The sequence below is a fragment of the Nonomuraea deserti genome (assembly GCF_004348685.1).
Classification (GTDB): domain Bacteria; phylum Actinomycetota; class Actinomycetes; order Streptosporangiales; family Streptosporangiaceae; genus Nonomuraea; species Nonomuraea deserti.
Genome location: NZ_SMKO01000129.1, coordinates 1 through 21,129, shown reverse-complemented (window position 1 = coordinate 21,129; position 21,129 = coordinate 1). Strand labels below are relative to the sequence as shown.

Sequence of the window (21,129 nt, the reverse complement as noted above, 5' to 3'; positions counted from 1 at the left end):
GGTCAATCGTTCTCGTACTAGTGCACTTTGTGCTGCTAAATGGCCTAATAGCGGCCCACTCTGGCGCCGCGTCGATACGATGTACGCATGGCAGTTGATACACCGTACGCATCCGTGCGGCGGGCAGGTGACGCGGACCGGCAGAAGGTGCTGGACGTCCTGACCGAGGCGTTCATGAACGATGCTCTCGCCTGCTGGCTCTTCCCCGACGCGGGCCGGCGAGGTGGCCTCCAGGCGCACTTCTCCCGCCCGCTGCTCACCGACCCAGCCGCCGAGGCGTACCTGGCCGGCCGTTCCGAGGGTGCCTCGGTGTGGCAGACGCTGGCCGCGGGCCAGGCGCCCCATGAGGAGGGCCACGACGCGCCGGAAGCCGGTAAGAACGCGGCCTTCGACGAGAGCGGCGCGCGGTTGCAGGCCCTGGGCCAGGCGCTGGCCCCACGGCACCCCCAACACGAACCGCACCTCTACCTCCCGTTCATGGGAGTGATCAGGGGGCGGCAGGGCACCGGGCTCGGCTCGGCGATGCTCCGCCACCGCCTGGGACGAGCGGACGCCGACGGCCTGCCCGCCTACCTGGAGGCGAGCTCACCCCGCAGCCGCGCCCTCTACGAGCGGCACGGGTTCGAGGAACTCGGCGAGCCGGTACGCGTGGCGGACAGCCCGCTCCTGTGGCCGATGTGGCGCCGGCCGCACCGCTGACCACCTGCCCCCACCACCCGTCCGACGACAGAAGGAGACACCGTCCATGACCACCACCCACGACGCCGACCGGCGACCGCCGACCCTGGTGATCGTCCACGGCACCAACGCCTCGTCGGTTGCGGTTTCGGGACTGATCACCGAACTCACCCTGCGCGGGCACCGGTGCGTGGCCGTCGACCTGCCGGGACACGGCCGCCAGGCGTTCTACCCCCGCTCGTACCAGGCCCCGCAGGACCTGGAGGCGCTGGCGACCGAACCGTCGCCCCTCTCGAAGATCACCATCGACGACTACGTCGAGCACGTGGTGGACGTGGTGCGCCGCGCCCGCAGCCACGGGCCCGTGATCCTCGCCGGCATGAGCCAGGGAGGCGTCACCGTGAGCAGGGTCGGCAACGCCGTTCCCGACCTGCTCGAGCGGGTCGTCTACGTCGCGGCGTACTGCTGCGTGGACCTGCCGAACCTGACCTCCTACCTCGAAACGCCGGAGAACGGCGACAGCCTGCTTCCCCGGGTGACCGCGGCGATGGTCGCCGATCCGGCGGCCCTGGGAGTGAGCCGGCTCAACTGGCGCTCGGCCGATCCGGCGGTGTTCCAGGGCGTCAGGGATGCCCTGGCCGGCGACTTCACCGACGAGGAGGTGAGCCGGCTGCTCAACATGCTGGAGCCGGACGAGAGCGCGAGCATCCCCCTGGCCGAGGCGCGGGGCGAAGCGCACACCTGGGGCCGGATCCCCCGGACTTATGTGCGTCTCACCCTCGACCGGCTGATCCCGCCGGCGTTGCAGGACCGGTTCATCGAGGAGGCCGACCGTCTCACTCCGGACAACCCGACCGACGTGCGCAGCGTCGCCGCACCCCATGTCGGCCCGTTCGACCGGCCCGAACTGGTGGAGATCTTCGCCGGCCTCCTCAGGCGCTGACCCGGGCGGGGAGGTCGGCCGGGGCCTCCCCGCGCGGCCCGGCTCACTGCCAGGTCATGTTGATCGACCGTTCGAAGTTGACGTATCCGGCGCGCCGGAAGGCGTTCGCCATGGGAACGTTGCCGAGATCGGTGGCCGCCCGGATGCGCGGGACACCCTGCGCGGCGAGGATGCGGCTGCCCTCGGCGAGGATGTCGTCGATGTAGCCGTTGCCCCGGTGCGCGGGCACGACGGCGAGATAGCCGATGACGGGGTTGTAGTCGTTGCGGGCCGGCGTGACGAACCCCACCGGCTCGCCGTCCGGCAGCGTCGCGATCCGCCACCAGTCGCGCGGGCTCCGGAAGTGCGCGAGCTCGTCCTCGTAGTGCCTGACGGCGGCCTCGCGGGCGGACATCCGGGTCAGGTCGTCCCTGCTGTGCGCGTCGAGTGTGCCGTCGAGGACCTGGGTCATCAGGGAGAGGATCTCCTCGGTGTCGCGGACCGTCCGGAACTTCAGGCGCCCGGTCGGCTCGGGGATCGGCGTCCCCGGACGCCACTCCAGGCGCAGGCGTTCGACGAACAGGCGGGCGCCGGTCCGTTCCAGCGCGGCCATGCGGTCCTCGACGACGCGCCTGGCCACCCCGTCGTCGCGCCAGCCGGGCGGGACGGAGCGACCGTACTCGGGTGGCCGGGCGCCTGCCGGGACGACGCCGGCCATGGCGGTCCGCAACAGCCGCACGCCGACGTCCACGCGGTCGGGTGCCGTGCCGCTGTCGTCGATGTCGAAGACGTCCAGGAGGAAGGGGGTGTCGTCGCCGGCGCGGCACCACCAGGCGACCCGGGCCAGCAGGCGGTCGCCGCGCAGGGCGACCCACATCCACGGCGGTCGCCGGCGGCCGGCTGCGAGGTCGTCCGCGAGTTCCTCGTTGAGGACATAGGGCAGCCGGGAGAAGAGGTCGAGTTCTTCGCGCCCGGTGATCGGGCGCATGGTCAGGTCGTTCTGTTCCACGGTCGAGGCACGCTCCAGTGAAGGCGCCCGTCCGCTCCGGGGGTCAGGCGTGGCCGGCGCCCCGGGAGGAGACAAGCGCGGTGATCATGGACATCATGGGCTTATCCCTCCTCTCGCTGTCGTGCCCCCTGCTCCTGTCGCCAGGGGTCCGGCTGCAAGATCTATCCGATCGCCGGCCCGCGCGCAAACCTTTTTCGTCGGGCTACGAGCCCGGCGGCGTGGCGTGGTCCCTGAGGGCGGCCCGTGCTCTGGCCGCCATGGCCTCGTCCACCATGTCTCCCTCGAAGGTGATCGCGCCGGCTCCGCTCGCCCGGGCCCGGTCCACGGCGGCGACCAGCCGCTCGTAGCGGGCGAGCTCCTCGGGGCTCGGCGTGAACACCTCGTTGATCACGGGGACGTGGGACGGATGGATGGCCATCATCCCCTCGTAGCCCAGGGAGCGGTTCTGCCCGGCGAAGGCGCGCAGCCCGTCCAGGTCGGCGACGTCCGTCCACAGGCCCGCGACCGGGCAGGGAACGGCCGCGGCTCGCGCGTCGAGCAGGACGCGCGAGCGCAGGGCGAGGGTCTCGGTCCCGTCGCGGCTCCAGCGGTAGCCGACCGCGCGTTCGACGTCGCCGCCTTTGCCGGTGACCGCTCCCAGATAGGCGACGCGCGGTGCGGCGCGCCCGATCTCGTACGCCTCCCGCAGGGCGGCGGCGCTCTCCAGCAGCGGGACCAGGGCGAGCCGCCCGACGGGCAGGCCGTGCTCGCGCTCGCACCAGGTCAGCAGCCGGTCGGCCAGCCGCACGTCGGCGGGCCCGGTCACCTTGGGCAGGACCACTCCGGCCAGACGGGGGTGGGCGACGGCGCGCAGGTCCTCGGCTCCCGCCCAGCCGTCGAGCGGGTTGATCCGGACGAGGAGCGCCATGTCGCCGGTCGCGTTCGCGACGGCCTCGGCCACGTCGGCGCGGGCGGCGGTCTTCCCGGCCGGCGGGACGGCGTCCTCGAGGTCGAGGATGGCGGCGTCCGCCCCCGCTGCCTCCGCCTTGGCGAGCCAGCCGGTCCTGGTGCCGGGGACGAACAGCAGGGAGCGCAGCCGCGGCCGGTCAGATGACACCGCGCTCCTCCAGCTTCGCCAGCTGCCCGGCATCGAGCCCGAGCCAGTCGCGGTAGACGAGGGTGTTGTCCTCGCCGAGCGCGGGCCCGGTGCGCCAGACGCCGCCGGGTGCCTGGTGGAAGTGCGGCAGGGCGGCCTGCATGCGCACGGGCCCGAGGTCGGGGTCGTCGACGGTGACGATGTCGCCGCGCTCGGCGTAGACGGGGTCGGCGGCGATGTCCTCGGCGGTGAGGACCGGGGACGCGACCACCTCGGCCTCGGCGAACGCGCGCAGGCACTCCTCGGTGGTCCGCGCCGCCACCCAGTCGCGCAGGACGGCGTCCAGGCGTACGCGCCCGGCGAGCTGCCGCTCGGTGGTGGCGTACTCCTCCTCGGGCAGGCCCACGAGGCGGACGACGTTCAGGACCGAACGCAGGGTGGCGGAGGTGACGGTGATCCAGTCGGCGTCGGCCGACAGGTAGGTGTTGATGACGGCGGCGGGCGCGACGGCCAGCTGGTTGCCGGACCTGCCGGGGACGACGCCCAGCTGGTCGTGGGTGATGACCTGCCACTCGACGAGCCGGAACAGCGGCTCGAAGAGGGCGAGGTCGATCCACTCGCCGTCGAATGAGGGATCGTTCGCCCGGCGGTGCAGGGCGGCGAGCACGGCGTACGCGCCCATCAGCCCGGTCACCGCGTCCCCGTGGGAGAACCCCGTGTGCACGGGCGGCCCGTCGGGGAATCCGGTCAGGTGCACCACACCGCTGCGGGCTTCGCCGACCTTGCCGAAGCCGGGGGCGTCGGCCTGCGACGAGGTCGCGCCGAACCCGGAGATCTGCAGCAGGACGGCCCGGGGGTTGATCCGGTGCACGGCCTCCCAGTCGAGCTCCCAGGCGCGCAGCCGCGACGCGCGCAGCGTCACGATCACGACGTCCGCCCAGGCCACGAGCCGGTGGGCGACCTGGCGGCCGCCGGGGTCGTGCAGGTCCAGGGTGACGGAGCGTTTGTTGCGGCCGGCGACCTTGAACCACAACGGCACGCCGTCACGCGCCGGCCCCATCGCGCGGGCGGCGTCGCCGGTGCCGGGCGGTTCGACGTGGACGACGTCCGCGCCCTGGTCGGCGAGCATGGACCCGGCCAGCGGCCCGGCGACCACGTGGGCGAACTCCACCACCTTCAAGCCGCGCAACTGCCCGCACTGTTCAGAGGCCACGCACGCACTCCTTCCGTCCTGGTCAACGGAGATTCATCGTGCATGGGCGGAGAAATGCAGGTCCAGCAGAACGGCCGGATAAATTCATGCGCTTCGTGCATCAGTGGTGATCCACGCCGCGCCGGCCGGCACCTCCCGCCCTTCGGCGCGGGCCTCGTCCAGCAGGTCGAGGAACGCGGCGGCGGCGGGCGGCAGGGTCCGCCGGGCCCGCACCACGATGTCCAGGCGCCGTTCGACCGCGGGCCCGGTCAGCTCGCGGTGCACGACGTGCCCGGGCCCCAGCAGCGGCAGCACGAGTGCGGGCATCGCCGACACCCCGAGGCCGGCGGCGACCAGACCGCCCACGGTCGCCACGTTGCCGGCCTCCGCCGCGGGCGTCGCCACGGCACCGGCCTGCTCGAACGCCGCGTCGGTGAGCCTGCGCACGCTCGACTCTGGGCCGACGGCCAGGAACGGCTCGGCGGCCAGGTCCTCCCAGGTGACCTCGTCGCGGTCGGCGAGCGGATGGCTCTCCGGCAGCACGGCGCGGAAGCGGTCGCGGATCAGCGGGCGGTGCTCGAGCCGGTCGGAGGCCGTGCCGACGGTCGTGACGGCGAAGTCGGCGTCGCCGTTCAGCACCCTGCCGAGCACGGCGCGTTCGAGGCCGTCCATGATGCGCACGCTCACGTCCGGCCGCCTGCCGCGGAAGGCGGAGATCATCCGGGGGAGCAGCACGGCCGCGACCGACGGGAGGGTGGCCATGGCGACCACGCCGGACTCGCCGAGCAGGTAACGTCGCAGCTGTTTCATCCCCGACCGGTGGGCGTCGACGATCTGCTCGGCCACGCGCAGGGTCTCCTGTCCTGCCGCGGTGAGCTGCACGTTGCGGGTGTCGCGTTCCAGCAGCTGGACGCCGAGCACCCGTTCCAGATCGGAGACGGCGCGGCTCAACGTCGACTGGGAGACGCGCAGGTGCGCGGCCGCGGCGGTGAATCCGGCGGCCCTGGCCACGGCGACGTAGGCGGCGAGTTGCCGCAGGCTGGCGTCCATGGCACCACTGTTGCGCATATCGCATGGATAAATCCACTTTTGATGGTGGACGTGAAACGTCGGTGCTCGGAAACTTGCCCGTAACCTCCCGCCCGGCGAAAGGACCCGGATGATCGCGATCCTTGGCTTCCTCACCATCGGACTGTTCCTGGTGTTGACCATGACCAGACGCGTCTCGGTCCTGACCGCGCTCGTGCTGGTCCCCGTGGTCACGGCGCTCGTGGGCGGCTTCGCCTCCGGCATGGGCCCGATGATCCTCGAAGGGCTGGGCAAGGTCGCCCCCACCGGCATCATGATCGCCTTCGCCGTCCTGTACTTCAGCCTGATGATCGACACCGGCCTGTTCGATCCGCTGATCCGCGGCATCCTGCGCCTGGCCAAGGACGACCCGCTGCGCATCGCCGTCGGCACCGCCGTCCTCACCATGTGCGTGGCCCTGGACGGCGACGGGGCCTCCACGTTCCTCATCACCGTCTCGGCCCTGCTGCCCGTCTACAAGCGGCTCGACATGAGCCCTCTGGTGCTGACCGGCGTCGTCTGCCTGGGCGCCGGCGTGATGAACATGGTCCCCTGGGGAGGCCCGACCGCCCGCGCGATGGCGGTGCTGAAGCTGGACGGCTCCGAGGTGTTCGCCCCCGTGCTGCCCGCCATGGCCGCGGGCATCGCCTGGGTGCTGGTGGCGTCGTACCTGATCGGGCTCAGGGAACGCCGCCGCCTGGGCACCGTGGGCCTGCCCGCCGAACCCCAGGCCCAGCCCCGCTCCGGGCCCCAGGCCGAGCGCCGGTCCGGGCCCCAGCCCGACCCTCAGTCCGAAGCCCAGGCCGGGCCGGTACGCGGTGACGGGCCCGGCACGCTGCTCGGCCCCGAGCGCAGGAGCGCGGGCCTGACCGCGTTCAACCTCGTGCTCACCGTCGTGCTGCTGGCCGCGCTGGTCCTGCAGGCGATGCCGCTGCCGGTGCTGTTCGTCCTCGGCTTCGCGATCGCCGCCGTGGTCAACCTCCCCACCTGGGAGAAGCAGCAAGCCCTGCTCGACAAGCACGCCAGGAGCGTCGTCCTGGTCACCACCATGATCTTCGCGGCCGGCGTCTTCACCGGAATCCTCACCGGGACCAAGATGATCGACCAGATGGCCACCGCGTTCGTCGGGATCATCCCCGACTCCTTCGGCGGCCACCTGCCGCTGCTCGTGGCGATCACCAGCATGCCGCTCAGCCTCGTCTTCACTCCCGACGCCTACTACTTCGGCGTCCTGCCCGTGCTGGCGCAGACCGCCGGCGGCTTCGGCATCGAGCCGGCCGAGATCGCCAGGGCCGCCATCCTCGGCCAGATGACCACCGGTTTCCCCCTCAGCCCGCTCACCGCCGCCACGTTCATCCTCGTCGGCATGAGCGGCGTGCAACTCGGCCAGCACCAGCGCTTCATCTTCGGCTGGGCGTTCGCCACCACCGCCGTCATGACCGTCGTCGCACTCCTGACCGGCGCCATCTCGTTCTGAGGAGTCCCTGATGAAGTACGGCCGGATCCTCGCCGCCCTCTCCACCGCACTGACCGTTCCTCTCGCCGTGCACACCCCCGCCACCGCCCAGGCCGACCCCTTCTTCTCCTACGACAGGCCCGCCACGTACGAGGTGCGTACGGAACGTGTGCGGGTCCCCATGCGCGACGGCAGCCACCTGGCCTGCGACCTGCACCGGCCCGACGCCGACGGCCGCTTCCCGGTCATCGTGTACGACTACACCGCCTACGACGATCTCGTGAACCTCGGCAAGGCGGCCGCGTACTACGTCACCCGCGGCTACACCGCCGCCGTCTGCAACGCCCGCGGCTCCGGCGACTCGCCCGGCCACCTCGACCCGTTCAGCGGCCAGGAGCAACGCGACAACTACGACCTCATCGAGTGGCTGGCCGCGCAGCCCTGGTCCACCGGCAAGGTCGGGCAGACGGGACTCAGCTACGGCGGTCACTCCACCCTCCTCGTCGCGGTGAACAAGCCACCCCACCTGGCCGCGATCATCCCCGTGGACGGCATCAGCGACTGGTACGAGAACACCATCTACCGCGGCGGCATCTACTCGGCCAGGATCCGCGGCTGGCAGCGCGACACGGCCCCCGAGACCCTGACGACCTACCCCCAGCACCCGCTCTACGACGACTTCTGGCGCGAACGCAGCGTCAAGGCCCGCTGGAAGGACCTCGACGTCCCGGCGCTCCAGATCGCCGGCTGGTTCGACAGGTACCGCGCGGCCATGGTGGAGAACTTCCGTGCCCGCCCCCGCAACGTCTGGCTGGTCGCCGGACCCTGGCAGCACGGCTGGCCCGCCGGGCAGCCCGCCGACATCGGCAAGGGCGCGTACCTCGCCTGGTGGGACCGCTGGCTCGCCGGACGCCGAGACGTTCCCCTGCCCGCCGGCAAGGTCACGTCCCACGAGATCTCAGGGACCGGAGCGAGTGGCACCGGCTGGCAGAGCTTCTCCACCTGGCCCCCGCGTGGCGCCCGCCACCAGCGGCTGAGCCTCGGCGACGGCGGCTCGCTGACCACCCGCCCCGGCGCCCCCGCCACCCGCGGCTTCACCGTCAACACCGACCAGGCTGCCGGGACCCCGGACGAGCGCCTGACGTTCCAGACGAAGCCCTACACGTCGGACCTCGTCCTGGCCGGTGACATCACGGCGAAGGTCCGGGCCGCGTTCAGCGCCACCGACGGCAACATCGCGGTGGTGGCCGAGGACGTCGCCCCCGATGGCACGGCCGTCCGCATCACCCAGGGCTGGCTCAAGGCCGGTCACCGCTTCGGGCACCACCGTGCGGTGCCGGTCCGCCCAGGCAGGACGTACGACCTGGAGATCCACACCTGGCCGACCCACTACCGGCTCCCGGCCGGGCACAACCTGCGGGTCACGGTGTCCAGCGACGATTACCCGGAGATCGACTCCGACGCACCCGCGGGCCGGGTCGACCTGCGCGTGGGCCGTGGCGGCACCACGATCGAGCTCACCACCTGGAATGACCGGAAGTGAGCCGCCCCCCTCAGCTCGTCCGAGGCCGAGCTGGAGCCGGCTCCCGGCGCCGGAGCGTACGCCCGGCGGGCGGCCACGGGCGGGGTCGACGACTCCCGCCGTGCCCAGCACGAGCGGCCTGCCGCCCGGCTTCATGCGCCTGGCCCTGATGTCCTCGCTGAACGAGCTGAACGTCAGCGACTTGGTGATCTTGCGAGAGTCGGCGACGAACGTGCCCGCCCCCTGGACCCGGTAGACGCGGCCGTCACGTGCCAGGCCCTCGACGGCCTGGCGCACCGTCATGCGGCTCACGCCGTACTGCTGCATCAGCTCGCGCTCGCTCGGCAGCGGGTCGTGCGGCGCCATCCGCTCCTCGATGAGGTCGGTGAGAATGCGCCGCAGCGTTTCGTACTTGGTCGTCGTCATCCCCTGACCGCCCCCTCTGCGGAGTGGTCCGTACCACTGGAAGAGACAATACGCCCCTACATGACCCCGAGAAGATGTCCGCACCGCTAGTCGAGTGCGCGGAGGGTGGCGGGCAGGCCGCCGGCGTCGAGCCGCTCCAGGCAGTCGGTGACCAGCGCGCGGAAGACCCGGTCGCCGGGGAGATCGGCGCCGAAGATCTCCTCGATCGCCATGAGGCGGTTCACGGTCGCCGCGGCGGAGGCCGTCTCGTCGCCGCGCAGCCGGTCGGCCAGCGGGTCGGACAGGTCGCGGGCCGTGGTGACGTACCGCATCCACCCGGCCACGGCCAGCGCGATCCATCGGGGCTCGTGCCCGCCCGCCAGCCTCTCGCGCGCCGGGTCGAGCAGGCGCTGCGGCAGCTTCTGCGAGCCGTCCATCGCGATCTGCGCGACGCGGTGCCGCAGGCCGGGGTTCGCGAACCTGGCCAGCAACGATTCCTTGTACCGCGTGAGGTCGAACCCTTCCAGCCCGTCCAGGGTGGGCGAGAGGTCGTCGTCCATCAGCCGGCGGAGGAACCCGGCGAACACCGGGTCGCCCACGGCCTCGGACACGTGCGCCGCGCCCGACAGGTAGGCGATGGCCGAATGGCTGCCGTTGAGCAGGCGCAGCTTCATGCGTTCGTACGGCCGGACGTCTCCCACCAGCAGCGCGCCCGCTCGTTCCCACGCGGGCCGGTCGCCGGCGAAGCGATCCTCGATCACCCACTGCGTGAACGGCTCGGTGACGACCGCGCCCAGGTCGGTCACGCCGAGCCTGGCGGCCATGTCGTCCAGGTCGGCCCGCGTGGTCGCGGGGACGATCCTGTCCACCATGGAGGCGGGGAATGTGGCGTTCTCCGCGACCCATCCAAGCAGCGGGGGCTCGCACAGGTCCGCCACGAGCCCGGCGAGGATCGTGCCGTTGCCGGGCAGGTTGTCGCAGGAGATGACGGTGAGCGGGCCCGCGTCCGCGGCCGCCCGTGCGCGCAGCCCGGCGACGAGCTTCCCGATCGCGCCCCGCGGATCAGGGCGATACGCCTTCTCCGTGATGGTCAGCGTGACCACCGCCGCCTCCGGGGCGCTCAGCCGTGCCGCCAGATCGTCACCGGGGACGAGCACTTCGCGCACGGAGCCGACCACGCGGGCCTCCTCGCCGGCGCGCACGCCGTAGAGGCAGTCCTGGGGGCGGAGCCGGTCGGCCACGTCGGTGCTGCGCTGGCTGGCCCCGCAGATGCCCCACCGGTCGTCACCGGTCGCGGCCATGGCGCGCTCGGTGTAGACCGCCTGGTGGGCCCGGTGGAAGGCGCCGATGCCCAGGTGCACGACGCCGGTCGCGCGTGGCTCCGCGAGCGGGCGCGCGTCCGGCGCGACCCTGGACAGGGTGGCGCGGCTGAGCCTCACCAAGGGTGCACGCCCCCGTCCGTGACGCTCTCCGACAGGCTTCCGGGTCGGTGAAGAGTTCCGGTCGTGACGTTCACCGGTACGCCTCCAGATCGGCGAAGAGCGTGCAGGCAGGGTGGGTGCGCAGGACGGAGGCGGGGCAGCTCTCGCTGATCGGCCCGTCGAGCGCGGCGGCGAGCGCGGCCCTCTTGTTCGCGCCGGGCACGGTGGCGATCAGCGTGCGCCCGGCCATCAGCGTCGGAACGGTCAGCGTGATCGCCCGCTCGGGCACGTCCGCGAGCGTGGCGAAGCACCCGTCGCTGACCTGCTGCCGCCGGCAGGCCTCGTCGAGCTCGACCACCTTGACCGCGCGGGGGTCGGCGAAGTCCGCCACCGGCGGGTCGTTGAACGCCAGGTGGCCGTTGTCGCCGATGCCCAGGCAGACCAGGTCGATCGGGGACCTGCCGAGGAGCGCGGCGTAGCGGGAGCTCTCCGCCTCCGGGTCGTCGCCGGGCTCGATCACGTGGACCGCGCCCGGCCGTACGGACTCCCAGAGTTCGTGGCGGAGGAAGCGGCCGAACCGCTGGGGCGCGTCCGCGGGCAGGCCGATGTACTCGTCCATGTGGAAGACGGCGACCCTGGACCAGTCGATCCCTTCGGCCGCGCGCAGCCCGGCCAGCATCTCCCGCTGCGAGGGGGCGGCCGCGAAGATCACCCTGGCCTCGTCGCGGGCGGCGAGCGCCGCGCGCAACGCCGCCGCCGCGGCCCGTGCCGCCGCGGCGCCGGACCGCGCCCGGTCGTTGAAGACCCGGACATCGAGGTGTCCGGCGACCCGTTCGATCACGGGGCCCGTGTTCGTGGCCGTCACGGCCGGCCTCCCTGGGAGCGGAGCTCGACGATCTGCATGAGGTTCCTGGAGATGTGGTAAGGGTCCTTGACCGGCAGGGCGACGACCTCGTCGAGGGGAGCCCCGGCCCGGTCCCTGATCTGGATCCACTCCTCGCCGTCCGCTCCGCCGGGGAACGTGCCGAGCGTGTAGGCCCAGATCCGGTCGAACCAGCGGGCCGCCTCCCGGTCCCCGTAGCGCTCGGCCGCCAGCCGGGTGGTGTAGGCGGCTTCTGTGTGCACCCACCACAGCTTGGTCGACCAGGTCCGCCTGACCAGGTCTTCGTACGGCCCTCCGGCGCGCCGTCCCGAGACGCCGACGTAGCGGAACAGCCCGCCGTGCTCGTCGTCCCACCCGGCCGCGCACAGTGCGGAGACGCCGGCGAGCAGGTCGCCGTGGTCGCCGGTCTCGCCGAGCGACTCGCCCGCCTCCAGCGCCATCCAGATCCCCTCCAGCGCGTGGCCGGGTGTGCGGTGCCTGGCCAGGATCGTGTCGCGCATGCCGGGATCGGCCACGAACGCCTCGGTGAACAGGCCGCCGTCCTCCCGGTGCGCGAGCATGGCGCGGCGCGCGGCGCGCAACTCGTCCGCGTGGGGGTTGGTCCGGTCCGGGGACGCCGCCTCGTGCGCGCGTGCCTGGTCGAGCCTGGCGTTGAGGACGATCATGCGGGCGCCGAACCCCGAGCAGCCGGGCGGCAGCGGGTACGGCGGGGTCGGGGGATCGCCGGCCGCCACGTCGTCCGCGATCCGCTGGACGATCACATCGATCGTGGGGAGGTGGGCGGGCGAGCCGGTGTATCGGGTGAGCTCGGCGAGCCCCATGGCGACGAAGGCGTCGGCGAAGATGCTGCGCTCCGCGGGCAGCGGCCGGCCCTGCTCGTCGAGCGCCGCCCCGCCCCGCTGGTCGAGGACGTAGGCGCACCGGCCGTCGGGGCCGACGGCGTGGTCGAGCAGGAAGGACGCGCCGCGTTCCGCGTGCCGGATGAGCGTGCCGGAGTCGCCGCCCAGCCCGCCCAGCGAGAGCAGGCCGCGGTCGGCGAGCCGGGCGGCGCGGGCGAGCAGCCAGACGAAACGCCCCTGCGACCAGGTGAACTTGTTCGTGGACAGCAGGCGCCGGCCGCGATTGTCGAAGCAGGTGAAGAACCCGCCGTGCTCGGTGTCGATGCCGTTCCCGAGCCAGAACGGGAGGATGACGTCTTCGAGTTGCCTGCGGGCGACCCGCTCGGGCTGCTCGGAACCCATGCCGTCCTTTCCTGAGGAACAATGAAAGCGATTGCATGAATTCTTGCTCCGCTAGAGTACTCCGGTCAAGCCGGGGCGAGCCGATGCCGAGGAGCGCGGGTTGAGCAAGCCGACGATCTACTCCATCGCCCAGCGGTGCGGTGTCTCCGCGGCGACCGTGTCGCGGGTCTTCAACCGCCCCGAGCTGGTCAGCACGCGGGTCAGGGAGCAGGTGACGGCCGTCGCCCGGGAGCTCGGCTACCTGCCCAACCCGGCCGCGCGCGGGTTGGTCACGGGGAGGGCGGAGACGATCGGGCTGATCGTCTCCGACATCACCAACCCGTTCTTCCCGCTGCTGGTGCGCTCGATCCAGCGTACGGCGGAGCGGATGGGGAGCTCGGTCATGCTGGTCGACGCGGAGGAGAGCGCGGCGGCGGAGGTGAGACACGTCGCCCGGCTGCGCGGCAGGGTGGACGGGGTGATCGTGGCCTCGCCGCGCTCGTCGTCGGCGGCGCTGCGCGAGGCCGCGAAAGGGCTTCCCTGCGTCCTGCTCAACCGCCCGCTGCGCGACCTCTCCTCAGTGATCTGCGACAACACCAGCGCGCTCTTCGACGCCGGCGAGCATCTCCACAAGCACGGTCACCGCTCGTTCGCGCTGCTCGCCGGTCCGAGCGCGTCGTGGGCCGCGGCCCGGCGCTCGCAGGCGATCCGCGGGTGGGCCCGGGGCCGCGGGGTCGAGCTCACGGAGCTCGGCCCGTTCCGCGCGACGTTCAAGGGCGGCAGGCAGGCGGGAGCCGCGCTGCTGGAGACCGGCGCCACCGCCGCGTTCGCCTTCGACGACCTCACCGCGTGCGGGGTGCTCGCCGAGCTCGCCGGGCGCGGCGTCGCCGTGCCCGGCGACCGCAGCGTCGTGGGCTGCGACGACGTGCTGCTCGCCAGGACCGTGACGCCGAGCCTGACCACGGTGACCGCGCCGATGGACGATCTCGGCGCCACCGCGGTCCAGGTGCTGACCAGGCAGATCGAGGCGCCGGGCGGCGCGCCGGAGCACCACAGGCTGCCCGGCGTGTTCGTCGCGCGCGACTCCACAGGGCCGCGGTCCACCTCTTGACCGGGGTTCGGTCGTAGTCTTGAATGCCTGCAATCGCTTTCATCGGTCATGAGGAGCTTGCAGGGTGCGAAACGGACGGCCGGACGGACGGCCAAACGGACGGCACGCGTCGCTCATGCGGACGTACGCCGAGCAGGTCACGGGCCTGATCGGCAGGATCGAAACCGAGGAGGCCGACGCCATCGGGGCGGCGGCGGAGCTCATCGCCGACCACATCACCGTGCGGGGGGCGGACCGGCTGATCTACGTCTACGGCCCCGGCGGGCACTCCAACCTCGCCGCGCAGGAGGTGTTCTTCCGCGCGGGCGGCCTGGTCAACGTCAGCGCGATCCTCGACGAGGGCACGCTGCTGTCCGGTGGCGCGCTGCGCTCGATGGCCATCGAGCGGACCCCCGGTTACGGCCGCGTCGTCATCGAGGACAACAGGCTCGGCGCGGGCGACCTGCTCATCCTGGTCAACGCCTACGGCATCAACGCCGCGCTCATCGACGCCGCGCTGACCGCCCGCGAGCGCGGCGTCACCGTCCTCGGCGTCTCCTCCAGGGAGCACGCCGACCGGACCGCGCCCGGCCACCCGGCCAGGCATCCCACCAGGCAGAACCTGCACGACCTCGTCGATCTGCACATCGACACGAAGGTGCCGGTCGGCGACGCCGTACTCGAGATCGAGGGAGTTCCCGAGCGGGTCGGCGCCATCTCGACGTTCGCCAACGCCTACACGCTCAACTGCGTCATGGCCGCCGCGATCGCCGAGCTGGCCGGGCGCGGCACTGTTCCGGAGATCTGGCGCAGCGGGAACGCGCCGGGCGGCGACGAGCGCAACGCGCTCTTCCTCGACCGGTTCCGGGGGCGGGTCCGATGGTTGTGACAGGGGAGGGCCTGCTCGCCGGGGCCGCGGTCGCCGACATCACGCCGCGGCCCGGCGGTTCGCTCGCCGGCTACGCCGCCAGGACCTCCGCGTCCACCGCGGTGCACGATCCGCTGCTGGCCACCGCCGTGGCGGTCTCCGACGGCACGACCACGTCCGTCGTGGTCTGCGCCGATCTCATCGCCCTCGACCCGGACACCACCCGGCGGATCGCCGGCGACCTGCGCGAGCGCACGGGGATCCCGGAGGAGCGGGTGGCCGTGGCGGTGACGCACACGCACGCCGGCCCCGCGGTGACCAGGGGCGGCATCGGCGGCGTCGCCGACGCTTCGTACGTCCGGCACGCCTGCTCGCGGATCGTCGCCGCCGCGGAGGCCGCGCTCGACGCCATGACGCCCGCGGTGCTCCGCCGCGGCAGCGGCACGCTCGACGGCGTCGCGAGCAACCGGCGTGGCGGGACCCTCACCGACCCCGTGGTCCCCGTCGTACGGCTGGAGCGCGAGGACGGCGAGCCCATCGCCACCGTCTTCTCCTACGCCTGCCACCCGGTGACGCTCGGCCCCGACAACCTCCAGATCACCGCCGACTGGCCCGGGTACGCGCGGCGGCGCGTGGAGTCCGGGGCCGGCGGCGTGGCCGTCTTCCTCCAAGGCTGCTGCGGCCAGCTGAACACCGGGCACACCGCGCTCGACAGCCTGCGCGGCGCCGAGCCACGGCCGGGCAGGACCTTCGAGGCCGCGGAACGGATCGGGACCCAGGTGGCCGAGGCCGCGCTCGGCGCCGCGACAGAACCGGTCACAGCAGCGCCCACCGGGCCGCTCACCACGCCACCCGGCGGGCCACCCGCCGGGCCACCCGCCGGTCCGGTCACAACGTCGCTCGCCGCGCCGGTCGCGGACCAGGTCCGGGGGCAGGTCGGAGGGCCGGGCGCGGGACTGGTGTCGGTGGCCGCCGCGCGGGTCGAGCTGCCGCTCGGCGAGCCGCTCCCGCCGGACCGGCTGCGGGCGCTCGCGGACGAACCCGGCGGCGTATGGGCGGAGTGGGCGCGCGCCCAGCTGGCCGACCCGGGGCCGGCGGCGGTCGAGGTCCAGGTCGCCGTGCACCGGTGGGGCGGCATCCCGCTGGTCTTCCTGCCCGGCGAGCCCTTCGTCGAGTTCGCCGTGGAGCTGCGCGCCGCGCTCGGCGATCCCGGGCTGCTCGTCGCCGGCTACACGGGCGGGGTCCCCGGCTACCTGCCCTACCCCGAGACGCACTACGAAGCGGGCGGCTACGAGATCTGCGAGGCCCACCGGGCCTACGGGCTGCGCGCCGCGTTCACCCCCGAAGCCGGCCGCCTGGTCATGGCCGCCGCCAGGGCCCTGGCGGGGGAGGAACGGTGAACGTCGAAGGCAGGCTCGCGGACGGGCGTCCCGTGCGCGTCGAACTGGACGGACCCCGGATCGCCGCGGTCACCGAGCTCCGTGACGCGCCCGACGCGCTCATCCTCCCGGGCCTGGTGGACCTCCAGGTCAACGGGTACGGCGGGCGCGACTTCAACGCCGACGACCTCTCGACCGGCGACGTGGCCGAGCTGGTCCGCGAGTTGTGGAGGCACGGCACCACGACGCTGTGCCCCACGATCATCACCGCGCCCGAAGACAAGATCATCAGGAACCTGCGCGTGATCGCGGCGGCCCGCGAGGCCGATCCGCTGGTCCGGCACGCCATACCCGCCCTGCACATCGAGGGGCCCTGCCTGGCGGCCGAGGACGGGCCGCGGGGCGCGCACGACGCGGGTTACCTGCGCGATCCCGACATCGCCGAGTTCGGGCGCTGGCAGGAGGCGGGCGGCGGGCTGGTACGGATCGTCACGCTGGCCCCCGAACGGGCGGGCGCCGTCCCCTACATCGCCGAGCTCTCCCGGCGGAACGTCATCGTGTCCATCGGGCACACGGCGGCGGCGCCCGCCGACATCGAGGCCGCCGTGCGGGCGGGCGCGCGGCTCTCCACCCACCTCGGCAACGGCGCCCACGCGATGATCCGCCGGCACCCCAACTACATCTGGGCGCAGCTCGCCGAGGACCGGCTCGCCGCGACGTTCATCGCGGACGGGCACCACCTGCCGGCCGACACGTTCACCGCGATGCTGCGGGCCAAGGGGACCGCTCGCGCGCTGCTGGTCAGCGACTCCGTCGCGCTGGCCGGTTGCGCTCCGGGCGACTACACGACCCCGGTCGGCGGCCGGATCACGGTGCGCGAGGACGGCCGGGTGACGCTGCCGGGAAGCGAGCTGCTGGCCGGTTCGGGCAGCTCGCTGATCGAGTGCGTCGCCTGGGCGGTCACGCGCACGGAGGTCGGCCTCGGCACCGCGGTGGGCATGGCCGCGGAGAATCCGGCCCGGCTGCTCGGCACCGGCGGCGGCCGCATCGGACCCGGCGCGCCCGCCGACCTGATCGTCACCACGTCCGACCTGTCCGTCCTGCGCACCTTCGTGAACGGCGTGCCCGTCCACAGCGCCTGAACCGCACCCCTCCCCACCCCCACCTGGGAGATCTCATGGGCTTTCTCGACTGGCTAGTGATCTGCGGCTACTTCGTGGTGATGATCGCGATCGGTGTGTGGGCGAAGTCCCGCATCCGTGACGCCAAGGACTTCTTCACCGCCGGAGGCAGGATGCCCTGGTGGTTGTCCGGCATCTCCCACCACATGTCGGGCTACAGCTCGGCGGTGTTCGTCGGCTACGCGGCCATCGCCTACACCGCCGGTTTCACCCTGTACGTCTGGTGGGCGATCGGCATCACGTTCGCGATGCTGGTCGGATCGGTGCTGTTCGCGCCGCGCTGGCCACGGCTGCGGCAGCGGCTCGGGATCATCTCGCCGCTGGAATATCTCGCGACCCGCTACAATGTGCCCGCTCAGCAGGTGCTCGCGTGGAGCGGCACCGCGCTGAAGGTCTTCGACGTGGGAGCCAAGTGGGCGGCGACCGCGCTGCTGCTCCAGGTGTTCGCGGGCGTGCCGATCGCCTGGGGCGTGCTGCTCACCGGCGGGGTCACGCTGATCTACTCGACGATCGGCGGGTTGTGGGCCGACGCGCTCACCGACCTGGGCCAGTTCGTCATCCAGCTCGTCGCGGGGATCACGCTGTTCGTCGCGGTGCTCGCCCAACTCGGCGGCGTGTCCGCGATCTGGACGCTGTGGGACAGGCTGCCCGAAGGACACGGCCAGCCGTTCAACGGCACGTACACCATGGGTTTCGTCCTGGTCTACCTGCTGATCAACACGCTCTCCTACAACGGCGGGACCTGGAACCTCGCCCAGCGGTTCATCGCCGCGCCGACCGGCCGGTCGGCCAGGCGCGCCGCGCTGTTCTCCGCGGGCCTCTACCTCTTCTGGCCCCTCGTGCTGTTCTTCCCCATGTGGGCGGCGCCGGTCCTGCTCCCCAACCTGGCCGAGCCCGACCAGTCGTACGCGCTGCTGACCCAGCAGCTGCTGCCGGGCGGGCTCATCGGTCTCGTGCTCGCCGGGATGTTCGCGCACACGATGGCGATGACGTCCTCCGATGCCAACGCCATCTCCTCGGTGGTGATCAGGGACATCATCCCCGCGGTCCGGAAGCGGGCACACCGGCTGTCGTCCGCGTCCGAGCTGCTGGCCGGCCGGGTCTCCACGTTCCTGTTCATCGCGCTGTCGATGGGCATCGCGCTCGGCGCGGACAGCTTCGGCGGCGTGCTGGGCCTGCTGATCCTCTGGTTCGGCGCGCTGGTCGGCCCGATCGCCATCCCGATGTTGCTCGGCATGCTGCCGATGTTCCGCCGCAGCGGTCCCGCGGCCGCGATCGGCTCATGGGCGACCGGGCTCGTGGTCTTCGCGCTCCTGAAGTACGTCTTCCCGGGCCAGGGCCAGACCGTGGAGGTGGCCGCCCCGGTCCTGTCGGCGCTGGTGGTGTTCGTGCTCGTCGGCCTGATCGCGCCCGCGCGCAACGCCGAGGCCGACGAGCTGGTCGACTCGCTCGACGCCGAGCAGCCCGAGACCGCCCCGAGCCGGTAGACGGCCGTAGGGGGTGGACGCCCGGGACGTCCACCCCCTACGCGGTCACCCGCCGGTGCGGTGGGCGGCGACCTCCGTCAGCGTCGGGCTGTACACCTCGCCCGGCAGCAGGCCGGTGAGCGACACGCGCAGCTTGGACGTGGTGACGTCGCCGAAACCGGTGACGGACGCGTCGTGGCCGATGCCGTCGGAGCCGCGGGCGAACGTCACCCAGGCGCCGGTGGCGGCGTCCCACCGTTGCAGCTCGTACGTCCGGACCCGCGGGTTGGTGCCCGAGTCGGTGTACTCGTCCAGATAGACCTCGTCGAAGGTGGTGTCCGCGCCGAAGTCGATGTCCAGCGTGATCGGGTAGGAGGCGTCGTCGGCCGCCGCCCAGCGGGTCGCCGGATCGCCGTCGGTCAGGTTCTTCGCGACGAGCGTGCCGTTCGCGCCCGGGTGGGTCGAGCTGGCGGTGGCCGGCTTGCCGAGGGCGAGGTTGACGCGGTCGTCGCCGGGTTCGTCCTCGATGGGGTCGTCGTCCACCGGGTCGGTGACCTTCTTGCCCTTGCGGCTCTCCGCCATGCCGAGGTCGGGCGCGTCGCCGTAGTAGAGGTGGGTGCCGAGGAAGTCCTCTGTGCCCAGGTGGGGGTTGTAGCGGCCGGCGTCGATGAGGGGCGAGTCGTTGCGGAGCCTGAAGTGGGCGGCGGCCCTGCGGATGTTCTTCACGCCCGCTCCGGTGACGTAGTCGGCGGGGTCGCCGGCGAACTTCGGATCGACGCGCAGCCCGCGCTCGTCCGCCGGTTCCTGGGAGGAATGGGTGCCGCTCGCCTCGTAGTAGTCGTTGTTGGAGAACACCGCCTGGCGCAGCGCCCCCGTGCGGCGGTACCACGGCGTGGCATCCGTCTTCGAGGTGTTGTAGAAGATGTTGTTCAGGAAGTAGACGGTGCTCAGGAACGTCTCGTCATGGAAAGTGTCGAGGTCCGCGCCGTCGTAGACGAACGTGTTGTTCGCGAAATAGGTCGGCGAGTAGTTCGTCGACAACATGTTCTTCACGAGCACGCCGTTGTCGTTCACGCTCAGGTTGTAGCGGGCGACCGAATTCGAGCTGTTGCCCATGTACGCCATCCAGCCCGCCGCGTTGTCGTGCGAGTAGTTGAACTGGTAGGTGACGTTGAAGTTCGTGTACTCCAGGTCCCACGGGGTGCCGTCGAACTCGTTGTCAGGGCCGCCGTAGACCTCGTTGTACTGCATGACCGAGTCGGCCCCCGCCCACAGGTACAGCCCGCAGGACACCGCGTCATAGCGCTGGAGGAAGCCGTTGACCTCGTTGTACTCGGCCGTCATGTTCTTGGCGTTGGCGAACTGGAAGGCGCCCTGGCCGATGCTCTCGGCGTAGTTGTGGCTGATGGAGACGTCCCGGCTGTACAGGTCACGCGTGCGCACCCAGAGCTGCTCCCAGCCCTCGTGGAATTTCCCGCTGTCGTCGTACTCGCCGGCGTCCTGCCCGTCGGCGGCGAACCAGTTGAACGCGAACTGCACGGCGTGCAGCTCGACCTTCTTGAAGGTGTTGTCCTCGATCCGGACGTCCTTGAAGTGGTGGCCGCCGGTGCCGTACTCCTTGTAGCTCCGGCTGCCGAAGACCTGGAAGTTCACGCCGCCGTAATGGATCTTCTGCCAGGTGCTCGGGCCGTCGAGGTCGTGGACGTACACGTCGGTGACGCGGAAGTGGTCCATGACGCTGTCCGCGCCGGCCGGCAGGAGGTCGGCGTTGATGGAGACCGCGATGCCGTCGCGGACGTACGTCCCGGTGGTGATGTCGGTGGCGAAGTCGTCGTCGTTGGACAGCTCGACGTGGTCGATCTCGAAATACTGCTGGTTGCGCAGCACGATGGCCCCGGTCAGGCCCACCGTGTCGGGGTTCTTCGTGCCGTCCGCGCGGAACGGGTTCGGCACCTTGCCGTTGGTCGCGATGTAGGGCAGGCGGGCGCGCGGGTCGCCGTACGCCGAGATGGTGATCGGCCGGTTCGCGCTGCCCGAGCCCTTCGGCCAGAGCTGCTCGTCGTGCCACTGCTCGCCGGCCTTGAGCAGGATGCGGTCGCCGGCGCCGAACGTCGTGGCGTTCGCCTTGGCCAGGCTCCTCCAGGCCGTCTTCCGCGAGGTGCCGGCGGCGTCGTCGCGGCCGTTCGTGGCGTCGATGTAGTAGTCGGTGCCGCCGGTCCGGTTGGGCCTGTTACCGGGCAGGTCCCGTTTCGCGGCGGCGGCGGTGCGGTCGGGGGCCGCGGCGGCGGGTGCGG

18 protein-coding genes and 1 pseudogene are annotated in these 21,129 nt (G+C 72.1%); 10 read left to right on the top strand and 9 right to left on the bottom strand.

The window, feature by feature from the left end; translation table 11 throughout:
* Window positions 1-87 precede the first annotated feature (87 nt).
* Window positions 88-699 carry a GNAT family N-acetyltransferase gene (locus E1292_RS51585; RefSeq protein WP_165974876.1) on the top strand — a complete coding sequence of 204 codons (612 nt, stop codon included), beginning with the start codon at window positions 88-90 and terminating at the stop codon, window positions 697-699.
* Between the two features lie 46 nt (window positions 700-745).
* Complete coding sequence (locus tag E1292_RS34030; protein WP_132600725.1) at window positions 746-1,621, top strand: alpha/beta hydrolase; 876 nt, start codon at window positions 746-748, stop codon at window positions 1,619-1,621.
* 43 nt (window positions 1,622-1,664) lie between these two features.
* On the opposite strand, the gene E1292_RS34025 is transcribed toward E1292_RS34030, so the two are convergent.
* The 4 genes from E1292_RS34025 to E1292_RS34010 all read right to left on the bottom strand — a co-directional run bounded on the left by E1292_RS34025 (window position 1,665) and on the right by E1292_RS34010 (window position 5,926).
* The gene (locus tag E1292_RS34025) at window positions 1,665-2,609 is read right to left on the bottom strand and encodes a GNAT family N-acetyltransferase (RefSeq protein ID WP_246090524.1); all 945 of its coding nucleotides are present in this window, start codon (window positions 2,607-2,609) and stop codon (window positions 1,665-1,667) included.
* A 202-nt stretch (window positions 2,610-2,811) separates the two neighbouring features.
* Window positions 2,812-3,705 carry an HpcH/HpaI aldolase/citrate lyase family protein gene (locus tag E1292_RS34020; protein ID WP_220447193.1) on the bottom strand — a complete coding sequence of 298 codons (894 nt, stop codon included), beginning with the start codon at window positions 3,703-3,705 and terminating at the stop codon, window positions 2,812-2,814.
* Window positions 3,695-4,897 carry a CaiB/BaiF CoA transferase family protein gene (locus E1292_RS34015; RefSeq protein WP_132600719.1) on the bottom strand — a complete coding sequence of 401 codons (1,203 nt, stop codon included), beginning with the start codon at window positions 4,895-4,897 and terminating at the stop codon, window positions 3,695-3,697. Before E1292_RS34015 ends, E1292_RS34020 begins: the two co-directional genes overlap by 11 nt.
* Before the next feature lie 84 nt (window positions 4,898-4,981).
* Window positions 4,982-5,926: a LysR family transcriptional regulator gene (locus E1292_RS34010; RefSeq protein ID WP_132600716.1), complete on the bottom strand. Its 945-nt coding sequence runs from the start codon at window positions 5,924-5,926 to the stop codon at window positions 4,982-4,984.
* A gap of 109 nt (window positions 5,927-6,035) precedes the next feature.
* Here E1292_RS34010 and E1292_RS34005 point away from each other — a divergent pair, with 109 nt between their 5' ends.
* The 3 genes from E1292_RS34005 to E1292_RS55140 all read left to right on the top strand — a co-directional run bounded on the left by E1292_RS34005 (window position 6,036) and on the right by E1292_RS55140 (window position 9,178).
* Window positions 6,036-7,421, top strand: a complete 1,386-nt coding sequence (locus E1292_RS34005; protein ID WP_132600713.1) for a CitMHS family transporter — start codon at window positions 6,036-6,038, stop codon at window positions 7,419-7,421.
* Between the two features lie 10 nt (window positions 7,422-7,431).
* On the top strand, window positions 7,432-8,943 hold the full coding sequence (locus tag E1292_RS34000) for a CocE/NonD family hydrolase (protein WP_132600710.1): 1,512 nt from the start codon (window positions 7,432-7,434) through the stop codon (window positions 8,941-8,943).
* A gap of 100 nt (window positions 8,944-9,043) precedes the next feature.
* Window positions 9,044-9,178 carry a hypothetical protein gene (locus E1292_RS55140; RefSeq protein WP_281284083.1) on the top strand — a complete coding sequence of 45 codons (135 nt, stop codon included), beginning with the start codon at window positions 9,044-9,046 and terminating at the stop codon, window positions 9,176-9,178.
* Window positions 9,179-9,207: 29 nt separating this feature from the next.
* On the opposite strand, the pseudogene E1292_RS55925 reads toward E1292_RS55140, so the two are convergent.
* The 4 genes and pseudogenes from E1292_RS55925 to E1292_RS33980 all read right to left on the bottom strand — a co-directional run.
* Window positions 9,208-9,288: pseudogene (locus E1292_RS55925) on the bottom strand (GntR family transcriptional regulator); the annotation flags it as partial.
* 146 nt (window positions 9,289-9,434) lie between these two features.
* On the bottom strand, window positions 9,435-10,766 hold the full coding sequence (locus E1292_RS33990) for a mannitol dehydrogenase family protein (protein ID WP_246090525.1): 1,332 nt from the start codon (window positions 10,764-10,766) through the stop codon (window positions 9,435-9,437).
* Window positions 10,767-10,839: 73 nt separating this feature from the next.
* Window positions 10,840-11,613, bottom strand: a complete 774-nt coding sequence (locus E1292_RS33985; RefSeq protein ID WP_132600704.1) for a 6-phosphogluconolactonase — start codon at window positions 11,611-11,613, stop codon at window positions 10,840-10,842.
* On the bottom strand, window positions 11,610-12,872 hold the full coding sequence (locus E1292_RS33980) for an AGE family epimerase/isomerase (protein ID WP_132600701.1): 1,263 nt from the start codon (window positions 12,870-12,872) through the stop codon (window positions 11,610-11,612). The genes E1292_RS33985 and E1292_RS33980 overlap by 4 nt, the downstream gene beginning before the upstream one ends.
* Before the next feature lie 100 nt (window positions 12,873-12,972).
* On the opposite strand from E1292_RS33980, the gene E1292_RS33975 reads away from it, so the two are divergent.
* From E1292_RS33975 to E1292_RS33955, 5 genes are all read left to right on the top strand, one after another.
* On the top strand, window positions 12,973-13,962 hold the full coding sequence (locus E1292_RS33975; RefSeq protein ID WP_132600698.1) for a LacI family DNA-binding transcriptional regulator: 990 nt from the start codon (window positions 12,973-12,975) through the stop codon (window positions 13,960-13,962).
* A gap of 115 nt (window positions 13,963-14,077) precedes the next feature.
* Window positions 14,078-14,830, top strand: a complete 753-nt coding sequence (locus tag E1292_RS33970; protein WP_132600695.1) for a sugar isomerase domain-containing protein — start codon at window positions 14,078-14,080, stop codon at window positions 14,828-14,830.
* Window positions 14,821-16,209, top strand: coding sequence for a neutral/alkaline non-lysosomal ceramidase N-terminal domain-containing protein (locus E1292_RS52970; protein ID WP_132600692.1), 1,389 nt, complete (start codon window positions 14,821-14,823; stop codon window positions 16,207-16,209). The genes E1292_RS33970 and E1292_RS52970 overlap by 10 nt, the downstream gene beginning before the upstream one ends.
* On the top strand, window positions 16,206-17,330 hold the full coding sequence (locus E1292_RS33960) for an N-acetylglucosamine-6-phosphate deacetylase (RefSeq protein WP_220447192.1): 1,125 nt from the start codon (window positions 16,206-16,208) through the stop codon (window positions 17,328-17,330). Before E1292_RS52970 ends, E1292_RS33960 begins: the two co-directional genes overlap by 4 nt.
* Before the next feature lie 35 nt (window positions 17,331-17,365).
* A complete protein-coding gene (locus E1292_RS33955; RefSeq protein ID WP_132600686.1) occupies window positions 17,366-18,856 on the top strand; it encodes a sodium:solute symporter family protein in 1,491 nt (496 codons plus the stop codon).
* Window positions 18,857-18,901: 45 nt separating this feature from the next.
* On the opposite strand, the gene E1292_RS33950 is transcribed toward E1292_RS33955, so the two are convergent.
* The coding region (locus tag E1292_RS33950; RefSeq protein WP_132600683.1) for a discoidin domain-containing protein at window positions 18,902-21,129 on the bottom strand (2,228 nt) is incomplete at its 5' end.